Annotated in this window: 16 protein-coding genes and 1 tRNA gene; 10 read left to right on the top strand and 7 right to left on the bottom strand. The window is 68.8% G+C overall.

The genetic code is table 11. The annotated features are described in order from the left end of the window. Positions 1–27 precede the first annotated feature (27 nt). Positions 28–768 (bottom strand): GntR family transcriptional regulator, encoded by a 741-nt coding sequence (locus tag J2853_RS16380; RefSeq protein WP_307558834.1) that lies wholly within the window; start codon positions 766–768, stop codon positions 28–30. Between the two features lie 273 nt (positions 769–1,041). Between J2853_RS16380 and J2853_RS16375 the strand changes: the two genes are divergently transcribed. Together J2853_RS16375 and J2853_RS16370 are read left to right on the top strand one after the other, a co-directional pair. Further along, the gene (locus J2853_RS16375; protein ID WP_307558832.1) at positions 1,042–2,364 is read left to right on the top strand and encodes a lanthionine synthetase LanC family protein; all 1,323 of its coding nucleotides are present in this window, start codon (positions 1,042–1,044) and stop codon (positions 2,362–2,364) included. A 368-nt stretch (positions 2,365–2,732) separates the two neighbouring features. Continuing rightward, on the top strand, positions 2,733–3,626 hold the full coding sequence (locus J2853_RS16370; protein ID WP_307558829.1) for a hypothetical protein: 894 nt from the start codon (positions 2,733–2,735) through the stop codon (positions 3,624–3,626). Positions 3,627–3,740: 114 nt separating this feature from the next. On the opposite strand, the gene J2853_RS16365 is transcribed toward J2853_RS16370, so the two are convergent. After that, positions 3,741–4,721, bottom strand: a complete 981-nt coding sequence (locus tag J2853_RS16365; protein WP_307558827.1) for a sulfotransferase family protein — start codon at positions 4,719–4,721, stop codon at positions 3,741–3,743. A 430-nt stretch (positions 4,722–5,151) separates the two neighbouring features. Between J2853_RS16365 and J2853_RS16360 the strand changes: the two genes are divergently transcribed. The 6 genes from J2853_RS16360 to J2853_RS16335 all read left to right on the top strand — a co-directional run bounded on the left by J2853_RS16360 (position 5,152) and on the right by J2853_RS16335 (position 9,616). Next, positions 5,152–6,150, top strand: coding sequence for a sugar ABC transporter substrate-binding protein (locus J2853_RS16360; RefSeq protein WP_307558826.1), 999 nt, complete (start codon positions 5,152–5,154; stop codon positions 6,148–6,150). Further along, positions 6,147–7,175: an ABC transporter permease gene (locus J2853_RS16355; RefSeq protein WP_307558824.1), complete on the top strand. Its 1,029-nt coding sequence runs from the start codon at positions 6,147–6,149 to the stop codon at positions 7,173–7,175. Before J2853_RS16360 ends, J2853_RS16355 begins: the two co-directional genes overlap by 4 nt. Then, positions 7,172–8,008, top strand: a complete 837-nt coding sequence (locus tag J2853_RS16350; RefSeq protein WP_307558822.1) for an ATP-binding cassette domain-containing protein — start codon at positions 7,172–7,174, stop codon at positions 8,006–8,008. The genes J2853_RS16355 and J2853_RS16350 overlap by 4 nt, the downstream gene beginning before the upstream one ends. An 84-nt stretch (positions 8,009–8,092) precedes the next feature. After that, positions 8,093–8,947: a helix-turn-helix domain-containing protein gene (locus tag J2853_RS16345; protein ID WP_307558821.1), complete on the top strand. Its 855-nt coding sequence runs from the start codon at positions 8,093–8,095 to the stop codon at positions 8,945–8,947. A 47-nt stretch (positions 8,948–8,994) separates the two neighbouring features. Beyond that, positions 8,995–9,360 carry a hypothetical protein gene (locus tag J2853_RS16340; RefSeq protein WP_307558819.1) on the top strand — a complete coding sequence of 122 codons (366 nt, stop codon included), beginning with the start codon at positions 8,995–8,997 and terminating at the stop codon, positions 9,358–9,360. Then, entirely contained in the window at positions 9,344–9,616 is a 273-nt protein-coding gene (locus J2853_RS16335; protein WP_307558817.1) for a hypothetical protein, read from the top strand. Before J2853_RS16340 ends, J2853_RS16335 begins: the two co-directional genes overlap by 17 nt. Before the next feature lie 529 nt (positions 9,617–10,145). On the opposite strand, the gene cpt is transcribed toward J2853_RS16335, so the two are convergent. After that, the gene (cpt, locus tag J2853_RS16330) at positions 10,146–10,667 is read right to left on the bottom strand and encodes a chloramphenicol phosphotransferase CPT (protein WP_307558815.1); all 522 of its coding nucleotides are present in this window, start codon (positions 10,665–10,667) and stop codon (positions 10,146–10,148) included. 352 nt (positions 10,668–11,019) lie between these two features. On the opposite strand from cpt, the gene J2853_RS16325 reads away from it, so the two are divergent. Beyond that, positions 11,020–11,967 carry an acyltransferase domain-containing protein gene (locus tag J2853_RS16325; RefSeq protein ID WP_307558814.1) on the top strand — a complete coding sequence of 316 codons (948 nt, stop codon included), beginning with the start codon at positions 11,020–11,022 and terminating at the stop codon, positions 11,965–11,967. Between the two features lie 339 nt (positions 11,968–12,306). Here the strand turns inward: J2853_RS16325 and J2853_RS16320 are convergent. From J2853_RS16320 to J2853_RS16305, 4 genes are all read right to left on the bottom strand, one after another. Continuing rightward, positions 12,307–12,379: transfer RNA gene (locus J2853_RS16320), tRNA-Glu, on the bottom strand. 84 nt (positions 12,380–12,463) lie between these two features. After that, positions 12,464–12,919 carry an NUDIX hydrolase gene (locus tag J2853_RS16315; protein ID WP_307558811.1) on the bottom strand — a complete coding sequence of 152 codons (456 nt, stop codon included), beginning with the start codon at positions 12,917–12,919 and terminating at the stop codon, positions 12,464–12,466. Between the two features lie 134 nt (positions 12,920–13,053). After that, positions 13,054–14,100, bottom strand: a complete 1,047-nt coding sequence (locus J2853_RS16310; RefSeq protein WP_307558809.1) for a CU044_5270 family protein — start codon at positions 14,098–14,100, stop codon at positions 13,054–13,056. Further along, positions 14,093–14,692: an RNA polymerase sigma factor gene (locus J2853_RS16305; RefSeq protein WP_307558807.1), complete on the bottom strand. Its 600-nt coding sequence runs from the start codon at positions 14,690–14,692 to the stop codon at positions 14,093–14,095. The genes J2853_RS16310 and J2853_RS16305 overlap by 8 nt, the downstream gene beginning before the upstream one ends. Positions 14,693–14,859: 167 nt before the next feature. Between J2853_RS16305 and J2853_RS16300 the strand changes: the two genes are divergently transcribed. Then, a complete protein-coding gene (locus J2853_RS16300; RefSeq protein WP_307558805.1) occupies positions 14,860–15,033 on the top strand; it encodes a hypothetical protein in 174 nt (57 codons plus the stop codon). The last annotated feature ends 172 nt before the right edge of the window (positions 15,034–15,205 follow it).

Raw genomic sequence — 15,205 nt, 5'->3', positions numbered from 1 at the left:
GACCTGGTGGAGGGCGGTTCGGGCCGGTCAGCGCTCGATGAGCGTGACCTCCAGGGAATAGTGCGAGGCCCGGTAGACGTGGGAGCCGTACTCAACGGCCCTGCCCTGGTCGTCGTAGGTGGTGCGGAGCATGGTGAGAAGCGGCGCGCCACGTCGCTCGCCGAGCAGTCCGGCCTCGGTCGCGGTGGCCGCGCGCGCTCCGATGCGCTGGTTCGCCACGCGCATCCGCACCCCGGCCGCGCGCAGCAGCTCGTAGAGCCCGCGTTCCGAGAGGTTCTCGGCGGTCAGCGGGGCGAGGCCGATGGGCAGCCAGTTGTGCAGCAGCGCCAGCGGCTCTCCGGCGGCGTAGCGGATCCGCTCCACGCGCAGCATCTCCGTGCCGATCGTGACCCCGAGGATCGCGGCGATGTCCTCCTGGACCGGTGCGGGCTCCAGGGTCAGCACCCGGGTGGCGGGCTCCTGACCGGCCCTGCGCAGGTCGTCGTAGAGGCTGGTGAGTTCCACCGAGCGCTTGACCTGGCCGTGGACCACCTGGGTGCCGACGCCTCTCTTGCGCACCAGCAGGCCCTTGTCGACGAGATACTGGATCGCCTGGCGCACGGTCGGCCGGGACAGGCCGAGCCGGTCGGCGAGCAGGATCTCGTTGTCCAGCCGGGAGCCGGGGGGCAGGTCGCCACGCCGGATGGCCTCGGAGATCTGCTCGGCGACCTGGAAGTACAGCGGGATCGGGCTGGCCCGGTCGAGATCGATGGCGAGCTTCGCGGTCATCCGCCCTCCCGTATTTACGCTCCGTGATCAGGCTATCGGACATCAGAATGTCATGACAAATGACCGCTTCTGCTTGGCGGAGACACGCCCGGGTGGGCGGAGGCCGCCTACGGCAGTAGTGTCGGTTCATGGGATGTGGCCCGACCCGGACGGTGGGTATAACCGGGAGGATGACGCCGCGCGACATGGTGAGTATCCTGGGTATCAGAATTACCCATTGAACCTGTAGGAAATGCGGGTAAGGTAATGGTCTCGCCACACGAAGGAGCAGCCATGAGCCCGGAACCGGGGGCCGAGAACCCACTGGTCACCGCGGTCAGGGCCGCGAGCTGGATCCGTTCGGCGGCCGTGGACGACGAGCGGGGCCGTCACTGGCGAGCCAACCCCGACCCCCGCGGCCGGGCCGCCATGCCCGACCACCCGCTGTCGCTGTACTCCGGAGCGGCCGGGATCGTCCTGTTCTTCCTCGAACTCGCCGCGGCCACGGGAGACCAGAGCTACCTCGTCGACGCGAGGGCCGGAGCCCGATACCTGACCGCCACCTGGCGGGACCAGGCCGACCTCTCCCTCCACCACGGCCTGGCGGGGGTGATGTTCGTGCTCGCCGAGGCCGGATGGGCCACCGGCGACGACTCCTTCGAGATCGAGGCCGGGGCCGTCGCCGACCACATCGCGCGCAGCGCCCGCCCGATCGACGGCGGCCTGGGCTGGACCGGCGACCCCGCCCAGCGCGGCGACGGCGGGATCATCCTCGGCCTCCTGCACGCCGCGGGCATTCTGGGAGTGCCCGCCTACCAGGAACTCGCGGTCGAGGCCGGCGCCCGAATCGCCACCCTCGTCGTGCCCGGCCACCGCTTCGGCGAGGGCGCATGCGCCGACCTTCCGCTGGACGCCGTCACGCCGGGTTTCCTGTCCGGTACGGCCGGCACCGCCTTCCTGCTCGCCCGCCTGTACGGCGTGACCGGGGAGAACGCCTTCCTGGGCGCCGCCAGGAGGGGGGCCGACTTCGTCCGGGCGGTCAGCACCGTCACCGAACGATGCGCGATGATCCCTCACCACCTCCCGCAGGGCCGTGACCTGCACTACCTCGGCTTCTGCTCCGGCTCCGCCGGGGTCGCGCGGATGTTCTACGAACTGCACCGGGTGGCGGGCGACGCCGCCGATCTCGACTGGGTCGAGCGGCTGGCCAGAGGGATCGCCGTCAGCGGCGTGCCCGCCCGCCAGACGGACGGCTACTGGAACGCGGCCTGCCAGTGCTGTGGCGCGGCCGGGCTGCTGGAGCTGTTCGTCGGGCTCTGGGCGGCCACCGGTCGTCAGACACACCTGGAACTCGCCCACGCGCTGGGGGCGAACCTGATCGGGCGGGCCACCGGCCACGATGATCAGGGCTCCCGCTGGTACCAGGCCTATCGGCGGTTGCGGCCCTGGGAGGTCACCGCCGACACCGGCTACATGGTCGGCGCGGCCGGGATCGGAGCCGCGCTCCTTCACCTGGACGCCACCGCGCGCCCGGCGGAGGCCCGGCGGCTCATCCTGCCCCCCGACAACCCGTTCCCCGCCATTCCGCTGCCCAGCGCGACCCTCCGCAGTTCCTGAGGATCCTGAAGACCGTGTCGGCGCGCGAAGCCCACCAGCACAGGAGATGTGGCGTGACCAGCGTCGATTCCCGCTTCGAGGCACCCTCCGGCAGGAGGTACCGTCGAACATCGGGCCCTTTCCCGGGCTCGACCCCCCGCGTCCGCCCCTCGACGCCGAATCCGACCCCCCGCGTCCGCCCCCCGACGCCGAATCCGGCACGCCGGATCGCGCCCCTCCTCGAAAAGGGGCAGCAGCCGCCGGCGCTCTCGCGCGGGAGGCCCTGAAGACGATCTGCCCTCATCGATTGTCCAAGGGTGACCAAAACTCGTGACCATGATTGGTGATTCTCCGTGAGTGCTGCGCAAGCCTTGCCTAACGTCGGTGCCGTGCTGACTATCGAGGACTTCCTTCCCGACCCCGAACGTTCGGCGGTGGCGATCGAACCGGCGGAGCCGGGCGAAGGCCACTGGGCGGGTGCCCCGAGCGCGGTGGCGAGCGACGGGCTGATCTATCTCGCGTACCGGCTGCGCCGGCCGATCGGTGAGGGGCGCGGTTACGCCGTCGCCGTCGCCCGATCCTCGGACGGCGTGCGGTTCGAGACCATCCTCACGATCGGCCGGCAGGAGATGGACACCGAGTCGCTGGAGCGGCCCACGCTGGTCCGTACTCCGGAAGGCCGCTGGCGGCTCTACCTGAGCTGCGCCACCTACGGCACCAAACACTGGCGGGTGGAGGTGCTGGAGGCCGACGACCCGTCCGGCTTCGACCCCGGGAACCGCCGGATGGTGCTGCCCGGCGACCCGAAGACGGGCGTCAAGGACCCGGTGATCGTACGGCGGGGCGACATGTGGCACCTGTGGGCCTCCTGCCACCCGCTGGCCGAGCCCGAGGAGGCCGACCAGATGGTGAGCGACTACGCCACCAGCGCCGACGGGCTCGAATGGATCTGGCAGGGCACGGCGCTCAGCGGCCGTCCCGGCCTCTGGGACGCCCGGGGGGCGCGGATCGCCGCGGTCCGTTTCCTGGGCGACCAGGTGGTGGCCTTCTACGACGGCCGGGCCACCGCGGCGGAGAACTACGAGGAGAAGACCGGTGTGGCCGTCGGTGTCGACCCGGCGGTGCTGACCCCGGTCGGTGCCGTGCCCGCCGCGGCCTCGCCGCACGCGGGCGGTGGCCTGCGCTACCTGGACATCGTGGACCTGCCGGAGGGCGGGCGGCGGCTCTACTACGAGTACACCCGCGCCGACGGGGCGCACGAGCTCCGCACCGAACTCCGCTGACGAGGGCGCGCGACCTCCCGTGCGGCGCCGCCGCGCCGCACGGGCCCCGCGCCGGACACCGGCGGGGCGTACGGGCTCCGGTACCGCGTGGTTCGTCGCGGTACGGGCTCCGCGCTACGGCTGCGGGCGCCCGTTGCGGGCCTGGCGCTGGCCGGCGGGGCGGGTGCCCACCAGTCCGCCGGAGCGCTCGCGAGGACGTAGCCAGTCGCTGAAGTCCTCGCCGGTCACCTTCTGGAGCAGCGCCACGTCCTTGGCGAAGTAACCGATCAGCTGCTCCCGCTGGTCCCAGGTCAGAGGCTGGCGAGAGCGCGCCCGCTGCTGCAGCCGCTGCTCCAGCGGATCGGTCAGGACTCCGCTCACCCTCGACGGCAGGAACCGGCCGACCGCCGACCCGACGCGCAACGCCCGGGACAGCACGCGGTGCCCGCGCGTCGACTCCGGGTGCGCGGTCACGTTCTCCCGGGGAACCTCGGTGATGACACCGGTCTCGACCCCGAGGAAGCGGCAGATCCGGTCCAGGGTTTCGGCGGGCCGGTCGACCAGGTCCCGGTAGCGGAAGACCAGAACCTGTTCGCGGGGGAACAGGGTGAACAGGTGCGCCAGCTGCTCGCCGTACCTGCCGAGCCCGCGGTAGTGCCAGAACGGCGCCCAGCCCGCCGCGATCCGGCGTTGCTCCTCCTCACAGGCCCGCAGGATGTCGCCGATCGGCTCCAGCCCGGCCGACCACAGGTGGGTCCAGTTGGAGTGGGCCCGCTCCACGGGGTCGCGGAGCACCACGATGAGCCTGGCGTCGGGGATCGCGGCCCTGATGCGCCGCTGCGCCGCCAGGTCGTAGAGGTAGAGCGGGGTGGATTCGCCGGTCAGCGTGCCCGGTGGGGCGGCGCTGAAGAGGGCCTCGTAATCCTCTCGCCGCCAGATGTGCTCGCGGTAGGTCTGAACGTCTCCGGGCCCGCCGCGGGTCGGCGGTGGGCCGTCGGTGAGGAAGAACTTCGGTTCCTTCACCGGTGACAGGAAGAGCCCCGGGTGCCGGGCCAGCGCCGCGTGCAGCGCGGTGGTCCCTGATTTCGGCGCCCCGATCGTGAGGAAATCCGGCATGGGCATCACATTACCCTTAATTCCTACTAATATTATGGCAAATATAGTCTTTTCTGGAGCGAAGGCAAGTGCCCGACGGCGGGAGAATCGCCGCGTGCCGGGAATTCGGTGGAGAGGGCTTGGGGCGTCGATATCGGTGCCCAGGTCATTCGAGGCGGGCCACCTCGTTTCACTCGATGAACGTGAAGTTGGTGTTCTCCCAGGCCACGGCCGGGAGGTCGGCGCCGTCGTCACGACCAGGATACCCTCCTCGAATTTCGCGCCCGGCGACATGTTGACGCCATCGCACCATCACTGACCTGGCCATCTTTCAGGCATGCTGTGCGGTTGCAAGTCCTAATGTCACGACAAATCATTGACATTTAGTTAATGCGTTGGTTACAAACCAGAAGCGGGAAAGATCCGGCGACGCAACGCACGGAGGTTACCGATGAAGTGGACAACAGGGCTGGTCGTGGCGGCCATGCTGGGGTTCTCCGCCCTGACCGGTTGCTCGGGCGGGCAGGCCGACGGGCAGGGCGGCGGAGAACCGGCGGGCGCGGCGACCGCCTCGGGCCCGGCGGCGGCCGAGGGCGGTACTTTCGCGGTCATTACCCACGCGGGTTCGGGAGACGCCTTCTGGGACGTGGTCAAGAACGGCGCCGAGGCCGCCGGCAGGCGGTACGGGGTCACGGTGAGTTACCAGGGCGACGGGGATCCCGCCCGGCAGTCCCAGCTCGTCGACCAGGCCGTGAGCCAGAAGGCCGACGGCGTCGTGGTCTCCATGGCCAACCCGGACGCGCTGAAGGAATCGGTCGAAAAGGCCGTGGCCGCCGGGATTCCGGTGATCACCATCAACTCCGGCGGCGACAGGTCCCGCGAGTTCGGCGCGATCACCCACGTCGGCCAGTCCGAGGAGGTGGCGGGGCGCGGCGCGGGGGAGAAGCTCAAGGCCGAGGGGGTCTCCAAGCTGCTCTGCGTGATCCACGAGGCCGGCAACGTGGGCCTCGACCAGCGGTGCAACGGCGCGACCGCGGGGCTGGGCGGCACGGTCGAACGGCTCCAGGTGGACGTGGGCAACCTCGCCGACGCCACCTCCAAGATCAAGGCCCGGCTCCAGTCGGACACCTCCCTCAACGGCGTGCTCACCCTCAACCCGGCCGTGGCCGTGGCCGCCCGTGACGCGATCGCCGACGGCGGCTCCACCGCCAAGCTCGGCACCTTCGACCTGTCGGCCGACGTGGTCACCGCCATCAAGGACGGCGAGATCCTGTTCGCGGTGGACCAGCAGCAGTATCTCCAGGGCTGGTTGCCGATCACCTTCCTGACCCTCTACAAGGACAACCTCAACACCGTCGGCGGGGGCCTGCCGGTCAACACCGGACCGGGGTTCGTCACCAAGGACAACGCCGAGCAGGTGGCCAAGCTCGCCGAGAGCGGCACCCGGTGACGGTGGCGGACGAACGGCTCGCCCGGATCGGGGTGGCCCGGCGGCTGCTGATCCGGCCGGAGCTCGGCGCGGTGGTCGGCGCGGTCGTGGTCTTCGCGTTCTTCGCGAGCCAGTCGGCCACGTTCCGCTCGGTCGAGGGCGTGGCCAACTGGCTGGACCCTGCCTCCACGCTCGGGATCATGGCGGTGGCGATCGCGCTGCTGATGATCGGCGGGGAGTTCGACCTGTCGGCAGGGGCGCTCACCGGCACCACCGGCCTCATCATGGTCATCCTCGCCACCCGGTACGGACTCTCGATCTGGGCGGCGATGCTCGTCGCCCTCGTCGCCGCCCTGCTGATCGGGTTCGTGAACGGGCTGATCGTGGTCCGCACCAAGCTGCCGAGTTTCATCGTCACACTCGGCACGTTCCTGATGCTCCAGGGGATCAATCTGGGCGTCACCAAGGCCCTCACCGGGACCGTTCAGGTCAGCGGCCTGCGCAGGGCCGAAGGATACGAGGAGGCGCGGGCCCTGTTCGCCGGGACGATCCCGGTCGGCGGGACCGACTTCCGGGTGGCCATCCTGTGGTGGGCAGGCGTCACCGCACTGGCCACCTGGGTGCTCACCCGGACCCGCGCGGGAAACTGGATCTTCGCGGTGGGCGGCGACGACCAGGCCGCCCGCGCCGTCGGGGTCCCCGCGGAGCGGACGAAGATCGCACTGTTCATGACCACCGCCGTGGCGGCCTGGATGGTCGGCTCGATCATGGCGCTGCGCTTCACCTCGGTGCAGGCCAACTCCGGCATCGGCCAGGAGTTCGTCTACATCATCGCCGCGGTGATCGGCGGTTGCCTGCTGACCGGTGGATACGGCTCCGCCGTCGGCGCCGCGATCGGTGCCGTGATCTTCGGCATGGCGGACAAGGGCATCGTCTTCGCCGGCTGGGACGCCGACTGGTTCACCTTCTTCCTGGGCGCGATGCTGCTGCTGGCCACTCTCGCCAACCGGTTCGTCCGCCGCTACGCGGAGGAGGTGAGACATTGACCGCGACCGATGAGCCCCCCGCGGGCTCCGCCGTCCTGCTGGAGGTCCGGGCCGTGGGCAAGACGTTCGGCGGTGTGATCGCGCTGCGGGACGTCTCGACGCGGGTGTGCGCGGGGGAGGTGACCTGCGTCCTCGGTGACAACGGCGCGGGAAAGTCCACGCTGATCAAGATCCTCGCGGGCATGCACGCCCCCGACTCCGGCGAGTACCTGGTGGACGGCGTTCCCGTCGCCTTCACCAGTCCCCGGGACGCCCTCGACCGGGGGATCGCCACCCTCTACCAGGACCTGGCGATGATCCCGCTGATGTCGGTCTGGCGGAACTTCTTCCTCGGCTCCGAGCCCACGCTCGGCCGGGGGCCGTTCCGCCGCTTCGACGTGGCCGGGGCCAAACGGGTGGTCCGCGAGGAACTGCGGTCCATGGGCATCGACATCCGCGACGTCGACCAGCCCGTGGGCACCCTGTCCGGCGGCGAGCGCCAGTCGGTGGCCATCGCCCGAGCGGTGCATTTCGGCGCCCGCGTGCTCATCCTGGACGAGCCCACCTCCGCCCTGGGCGTCAAACAGGCCGGGGTCGTCCTGCGTTACATCGCCCGGGCCCGTGACCGGGGCCTCGGCGTCGTCTTCATCACCCACAACCCGCACCACGCCTATCCGATCGGCGACCGCTTCCTGCTGCTCAACCGGGGCGCCGGCCTCGGTGAGTACGGCAAGGCGGACATCACCCCCGAGGAACTGACCTCGCTGATGGCCGGGGGAGCCGAGCTTGAGCAGCTCGCCCATGAGCTGAGCAGGGGGAGCCCTCCGCCTGCGGACGATGAATCCTCGCAATGATTCGCAACATTATGCAATTGCGATCAAAAGCTGCCGTACCGTCATCAATGGATATTTGACCTGCCAATGATGAGGTGATGGCAGATGGCGACCTCCACAGCCCGAATCAACGAGGCCAAAGGCATTCTCGCCGCCCGGCTCCGCGCGATCCGCGCGGACGCCGGGCTGACCGGTCGAGCGCTGGCCAGCAAGACCGGCATGGACCACACGAAGATTTCCAAGATTGAGAATGCCGTACAGATGCCGAACCAGGCCGACATCAAGATGTGGTGCCGAGCGTGCGAGGCCGAGGAGCAGGTGGTTGATCTCATCGCGGCCGCACAGAACATCGAGGCGATGTACACCGAGTGGCGACGGCTGGAGGAGACGGGACTTCGCCACGTGCAGTCGTCGTTCCTGCCGCTCTACGAGAAGACCCGCCAGTTCAGGGTCTGGCAGCACTCGGCCGTCCCGGGCCTGATCCAGACGCCGGACTACGTGCGCGCGCACCTGCGGGCCATCATCGACTTCCGGGGCATCCCCGACGACATCGACGCGGCCGTGGCCGCCAGGCTGAAACAGCAGGAGATCCTGCGCAGCGGCAGCAGGCGGTTCGCGTTCATCATCGGTGAGCAGGCCCTTCGCACCCCGGTGGTCGAGCCGGGGCCGATGGTCGTCCAGATCGGACGGCTCGCCGAGCTGACGTCCGGCGTCGCCAACGTCAGTTTCGGCATCATTCCCTCGGCCGCCCGGCCGCCGATCATGCCGCCGGAGAATTTCTGGATCTACGACGGTGACCGGGTCCGCGTCGACACCGTGCCCGGTCAGATCCAGCACAAGGCGCCCAGTGACATCGCCGTGTATGAAAAGGCGTTCGAGACGTTGAGCGGTGCCGCCGTCTACGGCGAGGACGCTCGTCGTCTCCTGGAAACGGTTGCAGGAAAATTCAACGCAACATGACGCAACACTGTTGAGGTGGGCATTATCTGGTATTTAGCGTAGTTTGCGTGCCCCCCATCTTTCCGCACAGCGGTCTTTCCAGAGATGAGATCATCCGAGCCGCCGAAGCGCTACAGATCGAGCTGGCCCTGCTGAACATCCCGGCGGACGTACACGAGGTCACTTACGGACAGGTGCTGATCTCGGTGTACCACGGGCTTGTGGCCCACACGGACGGCCGGTACATCTGGTGGACCAGCCCCGAACCCAGTCGCGGCGGCGGCCCTCTGCGCACCTACGCCAGGAGTCCGGCGAGGGCCGCCGCCAGGATCGCCGCCCACTACGAGATCGTGCAGTCCCGCCCCTTACCCGAACTGCCGCACGGCCGGCTCCTCGAAAACCTCGTCGTGGCCCGGCATGCGCTCCGAGTGTGACGCCGCGAAGATCGAGGCAGCCGCTCAGGTGCAGGCCGGCACGTACGGATGGCTGGTGATGTGGAGACAGTGGCGGCGCTGTTTCACCGCGTGGGAATGCCGTGACCCCCAGCAGGTCCGGATCATCGAAGCTCTCACGGTCGACGAGTTGTGCGACCGCATGCAGGAAGTCGAACTGGAGCTCTGGCAGGCTTCCCCTTCCCTGCCCGCGTCATGGTCGTTCTCCTACGACCTGCCGCTGAGGTCTGCCAGGTAGAACGCCGTGGCCCCGGGACAGATCATCGATCTCCGGGGGACACACTCAAGGGAGACGTAACGTCTCCCGGGGTCACGGCCACCAACCGGAAGTTCGCACACGTCACAGGCCCTGAGCTTCCCCCGTGGCACGGCCGCCTCACCTGAGTCGACCCTGTGTCGGCTGGGAAGGAAGTGCTTCGTGCCCGAGCCTCACCCGATTGAGTTCTGTCAGCTTTCCGTATCGGGTCACAAAAACTGGGCCGCCGCAACCTCGTCAACGCCGCCACCGAGGAGGATCCGGTCCACCGGGCCTTCACGGTGGAAGCGCCTGACCGGCTGTGGGTCAGCGACATCACCGGGCACCTGTAGGGACGGCCACTGGCGCCGCTGGTGCTCTGACCGGGAACGTTCACCGGGTTGAGCCACCGGGAAGCCGGCCGGTGGCGATTCCGCTCTTGTTGTCGATCGTGGTGGCGTCCACCCCGGCGCCGCCGCAGCTCAAGCTGCGGCGGTGCCAAACGCCGGGCGGCCGGGAGCCGATCCGTCGATCAGCTGACACGGGCGGCGATGGTCCGCGCGCACACCAGGGACTCGGTATGCGTCGTGTCCACCTCCAGGTCGTACATCACGCCGTCGTGAACCACATCCGCTTGCAACGCAGCCATACCCTGGACCCGATCTCCACGTGCGACCTCGCGGCCCGCGGCGACCGCACTCTCACACCTCACACCGACCCACAGCACGTCCAGCCCGTTCAGAGCCTTCTGCCACCGCTGCTGGGACGAGGCTCCGCCGAGAAAGACGTCATCGATGATGACCCCGGCGCCGGCACGGGCCATGGCCACGACGCCCTCTATCCAGGCCGCCTCCAGCGCCCGGAAGCCCGCCCCGACGCTCACCCCGCCGTCGGCCGCGATCTCGATCCCCTCGTCCGACGCCTGCATCCTCGCGGGCATCGCGTCGACGAATGAATCGATGCCGAACGCCAGCCACGGATCCGGAAGAACGGCCTGCAGGCACCGTACGATCCCGGACTTTCCCGAGCTGGAACCACCATTGATAATGATCATCTGAGTCCCCACCCCGCCACAGTAGAGCTTCCCCCACACGGCACGAAACGGATTTCGGCGGCCCCTGCCATGCAGCGCTTTGCGACCGTCACGTTGACGGTCGCAAATGCGCGGACCTTGTTCATGAGGTCCGGCCCTTCTTGGCCGCACGGGGTTCACGGCAGATCTGGCGCGTGCCACGAACGAGGGGTTGCAGGTCAGATGTCCCGTCTCATCCAGAACGAGGCAGGTGAGGCGTCCTGTCGGCCGTCTCACCGACTTGAGGCAGGTGGTGACCCTGCTCGCAGTCCTCTCGCGCCGAGGAGAGCAGGAGATCGACAAAACGGGACACAAGGTAAGTAGGATCGTCCGCGTGGATCTGGACGACACCGCCGCCCGGCTCGGGGTTCCCGTCGAGGACGTCGACCGTGTGCATCGGCTCGCCGGCGACCGGCCGTCGGCTCCGCTGCCCGCCAAGGCCGATGCGCCGGCGCTCCTCGACCGGCTCGCGGTGCGGCCGGACGACGCCGCCGAGATCATGGCGGGCTGGCCCGACCCGGACTCTCCACTGTGGACTCCGGAGCTGCGCTGGCTGCTCGACCTCTCGATCGCCCTGGTCCGCGCCGATCTCGGGGGCCACGGCTGGCTGTCCCCCGGTCCGGAGCTGCCGCGCGAACGGGGTCCCGCCTGGCGGCATCTCTACGTGTACGCGTACCTGGCCCTGGTCGACGTCGTCACGGGGTACCACCGCGACCACGGCATCGCCGATGCCGTGTCATGGGTGACCCTCGCGGACCTGGGCCGCAACCTCGCGATCGACCGGCGGATGCACCGCGAGGGCTGGCCGGTCATGCAGAGCTGGCTGACGCTGCACGCGCGCGGCGGCGTCTACGAGCTGGGCCGGCTGCAGCACCACCGCGGCGGCACCACCATCGACCTGCACATCCCCGAGTCGGGGCCGATGACCCCGGAGGCGGTCGCGGCGTCGCTCGACGAGGCCCGCGCGTTCTTCCCGCGCCATTTTCCCGACGAGCGCTACACGGCGTTCTCCTGCGGCTCGTGGCTGCTCGACCCGCAGCTGCTGGAGTACCTGCCCGGGGACTCCAACATCGTCCTGTTCCAGCGGAGGTTCGAGCTGGAGCCCTACGAGGAGCCGGAAGGGCTGGACGCCGACGTCGAGGTGCTGCGGTTCGTGTTCCGCACCCTGAGCACGCCGCTCGACCGGCTGCCGCGCCGCACCGTGCTCCAGCGCGCGGTCATCGACCACCTGAAGGCCGGCCGCCACTGGCACTGGCGCCGCGGCCGCTTCCCGATCTGGTAGTGGCGTCCTGTGGCACCCGTGCGGTCCTGGACGCGGTGTTCGGGCCGATCACCGACGGGGAGACGACCTATGCGCCGCGCCTGCTGCGCGGCCTGCGCGAGGGCATGATCGTGCCGCTGGACCGGAACGTAAGTACCGGTTCGAAGGCATCGTCGGCACCGTCGTGCACAGGCCCTGCACCTTCCTGAGCGTCTCGACAATCTCAGGTCACGAAGCGGGGGCTTTGCTGTGCAGGGGAACGTTCGTCGCCGAGCGGGAGGGGCAGCCGGCCGACGGATAGACCTCGGGAACGTGAAAGAGCCCCCGCTCACCTCCGAAGGGGCGAACGAGAGCTCCTTGTGCCCTCGGCCGGATTCGAACCGGCGTCCACGCCCCGAGAGGCGTGTGTCCTCGGCCACTGGACAACGAGAGCGGCCCGGCGTTGAGACCCTACGGACCTCTCACCGGAAGATCAGGCTACCAGTCGCGTCAGCCGGGGTTTCCGATCGGCGTGGAGTCAGGCCGCTTCCGGTCCCGGCCAACCATGCACCCCGATGCCAACACCATCGAGGTAAAGAGCTACACCCGCCGCCGTGTACGCCACCGTGTTGTCCGGCAGCCGGTCGGCTGGAACCCAGTCGACCCGGCCGCATTTATGCGGCTCGGCGTTCACGACCTCGCCGTCCCAGACATCGGCGGCGAAGAAGAACCCGACCCGGGGTTCACCCTCCGGCGACAGATGGTGGACGACCGTGACCGGCCGCAAATCGGCGGGGTCGATGCGCACCCCGACCTCTTCGCGGACCTCCCGGACGGCGCACTCCACCACCGTCTCGCCGGCCTCCAGATGCCCGGACGGCAGACAGTACAGGCCGTCGGCGTACCCCGTGCCCTCTCGCAGGCACAACAGAATCCGGCCTTGGCGTTCGAGGATCACGTGAACGTCGACGGTGACCTGATGGCGTTGCGTCACAGCCACTCCTCATCGTCGCGAAAGCATGGATACGAGACCATGGCCTTGCCGTCACGCCAGGCGGCTCCCGCCGTTCGCCCGGCTCGAACATCCGGGGCCGGGAGCCGCCTGGATCCTGCATCGCCCCGCGTGAGTCAGTCCTCGTCGACGACGGCAGGGGCGTGATCGGCGACAGAGACCTTCAGCTGGGCCGAGGAGGTCAGCACACTTCCCACCGGCGCCTCGGCCTTGGCCGCGTCTATGACGACGCTGCGCTCACCGAGGTACATGTACGTTTTGCGGTCGAAGATGTACTCCTGCCGCTCACCGATCACCGGGTCGACCCTCGCCGCGGCGATTCCCTTACGGCCCACCGCGTCCACGGCATTGTCAACGGTGATGACACCGGGAATCGCCGCGGCCGCACGGAACAGGGCGGCACGCTGCGCCGCGGGCAGGTATGCCTCCGTGAGCAGGTCACGGACCCGCCCCCAGGCGTCGGTATCCGCTTGGGCGTTGTGTCCCAGGTGGCTGTAGAGATGCTCGTACATCTTCGCCGGCTCGGTCGGCAGACGGCTCACGTAGGTGTAGTCGGAACGCAGGTATTCTGCTCGGTCGTCGAAGTCGGCGAGCTTCGACGGGCCGTGGCGGCCAACGTCCTCGCTGGCCTCGGGTGAGAGGGGCCGACCGGGAAACGGTTTGGGCGGCAGAAGCTCACTCTCGATGACTCCACCGGTCGCATCACCTTCTACCGGTAGCCAGACCTTGCGTTTTGTTCGGTACAGGTGTATTTCAGGACGTCCTTTACGGTCTTGGCCGGCGGAGGGGTTCATCGTCTGCGACTCGAAGACCAGGAACTGGCCGGGCTCCGGATACAGTTCCGGAGTCTTGCCCACGTTGTCGGCCGCCCGCTTGAGCACTTGCGACGCCGCCATGGGCATCGTGTGAATGGTCTGGGGAGCGTCTGGTTCCGAGTCGGTGACGATCGTCAGGGTCCCGGCTGTCACCGTGGCGACGGCCAGCCCCGTGAGGCCCAGTCTCAGGCGGTTGGTGAAGCGCGGACGCCTGACGGCGCGCTCCACGCCCGCGGACGGTTGATCGGCGATGGCGGCCAGCAGCCGGTTCTCCTGAGTCTGCAGTTCGGTGAGGTCGCGCCGGGGGATCTCCGAGCGGAACCGCTTGAGCTGCGTCATCTCATTCATAGACGGGTTCCTCGCTAACGGTGGCCATGGGGTTGATCTCGCCGAGTTCTTTGCGGAGTTTGTTTCGAGCCCGGTTGATGCGTGATCGCACCGTTCCGAGGCGTACGCCCAGCGCCTCAGCGGCCTCTGGATAGCTGAGGTCGCCCCATGCCACCAGGAGCAACGCGTCGCGATGCCCTTTCGGGAGGGCCGCCAGGGCGTTCGCGAGGTTGCGGCGGGAGGCTTCGGCGATGAGTCGCTCGTCGGTGCGTTCGGTGAACGGTGCCGTCACCGGGTCGACTCCGGTGCGCTCGAGGATGCGTAACTGCCGCACCTCGGTTCGCCGATGTCGCCCCATCAGGTTGGTTGCGATCCCGTACAGCCAGGGCCGTGCGTGCGGGCGGGCGAGGTCATAGCCTTCCCGCTGCCGGAACGCCGTCAGGAACGTCTCCGCCACCACGTCTTCGGCGGCATCCTCCCCCAGCCTGCGGGCGACGTAGCGGGTGATATCCGGGGCATAGCGGCGGAAGACCTCGGCGAAGGCCTCGGGCTCGCGCCGGGACCGCTCGATGAAAGAGGCATCATCGGCCTCTCCTCGGCTGGTCTCATTCATTCTGCGGGGCCTCTCGGGCTTTGGATCAGGACGTCCGTTGTTGCCGAATCGGCCGCAAACGGTTCCCGCCGGTGCCGGGCCCCTTCATGGTCGTTCCTCAGCCGTGGTCTGCGGGGGCAGTACAAGATCATCCGCCGGGGGAGAATTGGCCGGCCGACGAGGCGTAGGTGGCTTCCCGGTCCGTCGTGATCGCGACTCCCGGTACCTCCGCCGACTGGAAGGCGGAGATCTACACGGCTCCCACCCATAGCCTCTGTGCTGCCCAGCCCGATTCCGTCCTCGTCTGCACCGGGGCGAACGGTACCGCCGCCGACGAGCCCTTCGCCGTGATTGTGTCCTAGCACCGCGAGGCGGGCTCCATCCTTTCGGGCAAGAGCCCTGATGTGAACACCCTCGTGTTGTGACTCGGCAGGGCGGGGCGTGAAGGGGCCGGGTGCCCCGTATGAGGGTGTCACAGACCAGGAGGGGTGCCACGACGCGTGGCACCCCTCCGTCGTATCCACCGTGGCAGGG

Origin of the sequence: Streptosporangium lutulentum, from assembly GCF_030811455.1 — a bacterium.
GTDB lineage: Bacteria > Actinomycetota > Actinomycetes > Streptosporangiales > Streptosporangiaceae > Streptosporangium > Streptosporangium lutulentum.
The sequence above is the reverse complement of the archived record's forward strand: the minus strand, read 5'-3'. Positions and strand labels throughout refer to the sequence as shown.

Bases quoted from the DNA above. Each gene is read 5' to 3' on its own strand.
- J2853_RS16380 (WP_307558834.1), bottom strand. From the start codon at position 768: ATGACCGCGAAGCTCGCCATCGATCTCGACCGGGCCAGCCCGATCCCG.
- J2853_RS16375 (WP_307558832.1), top strand. From the start codon at position 1,042: ATGAGCCCGGAACCGGGGGCCGAGAACCCACTGGTCACCGCGGTCAGG.
- J2853_RS16365 (WP_307558827.1), bottom strand. From the start codon at position 4,721: ATGCCGGATTTCCTCACGATCGGGGCGCCGAAATCAGGGACCACCGCG.
- J2853_RS16360 (WP_307558826.1), top strand. From the start codon at position 5,152: ATGAAGTGGACAACAGGGCTGGTCGTGGCGGCCATGCTGGGGTTCTCC.
- J2853_RS16345 (WP_307558821.1), top strand. From the start codon at position 8,093: ATGGCGACCTCCACAGCCCGAATCAACGAGGCCAAAGGCATTCTCGCC.
- J2853_RS16335 (WP_307558817.1), top strand. From the start codon at position 9,344: ATGCGCTCCGAGTGTGACGCCGCGAAGATCGAGGCAGCCGCTCAGGTG.
- cpt (WP_307558815.1), bottom strand. From the start codon at position 10,667: ATGATCATTATCAATGGTGGTTCCAGCTCGGGAAAGTCCGGGATCGTA.
- J2853_RS16310 (WP_307558809.1), bottom strand. From the start codon at position 14,100: ATGAATGAGATGACGCAGCTCAAGCGGTTCCGCTCGGAGATCCCCCGG.
- J2853_RS16305 (WP_307558807.1), bottom strand. From the start codon at position 14,692: ATGAATGAGACCAGCCGAGGAGAGGCCGATGATGCCTCTTTCATCGAG.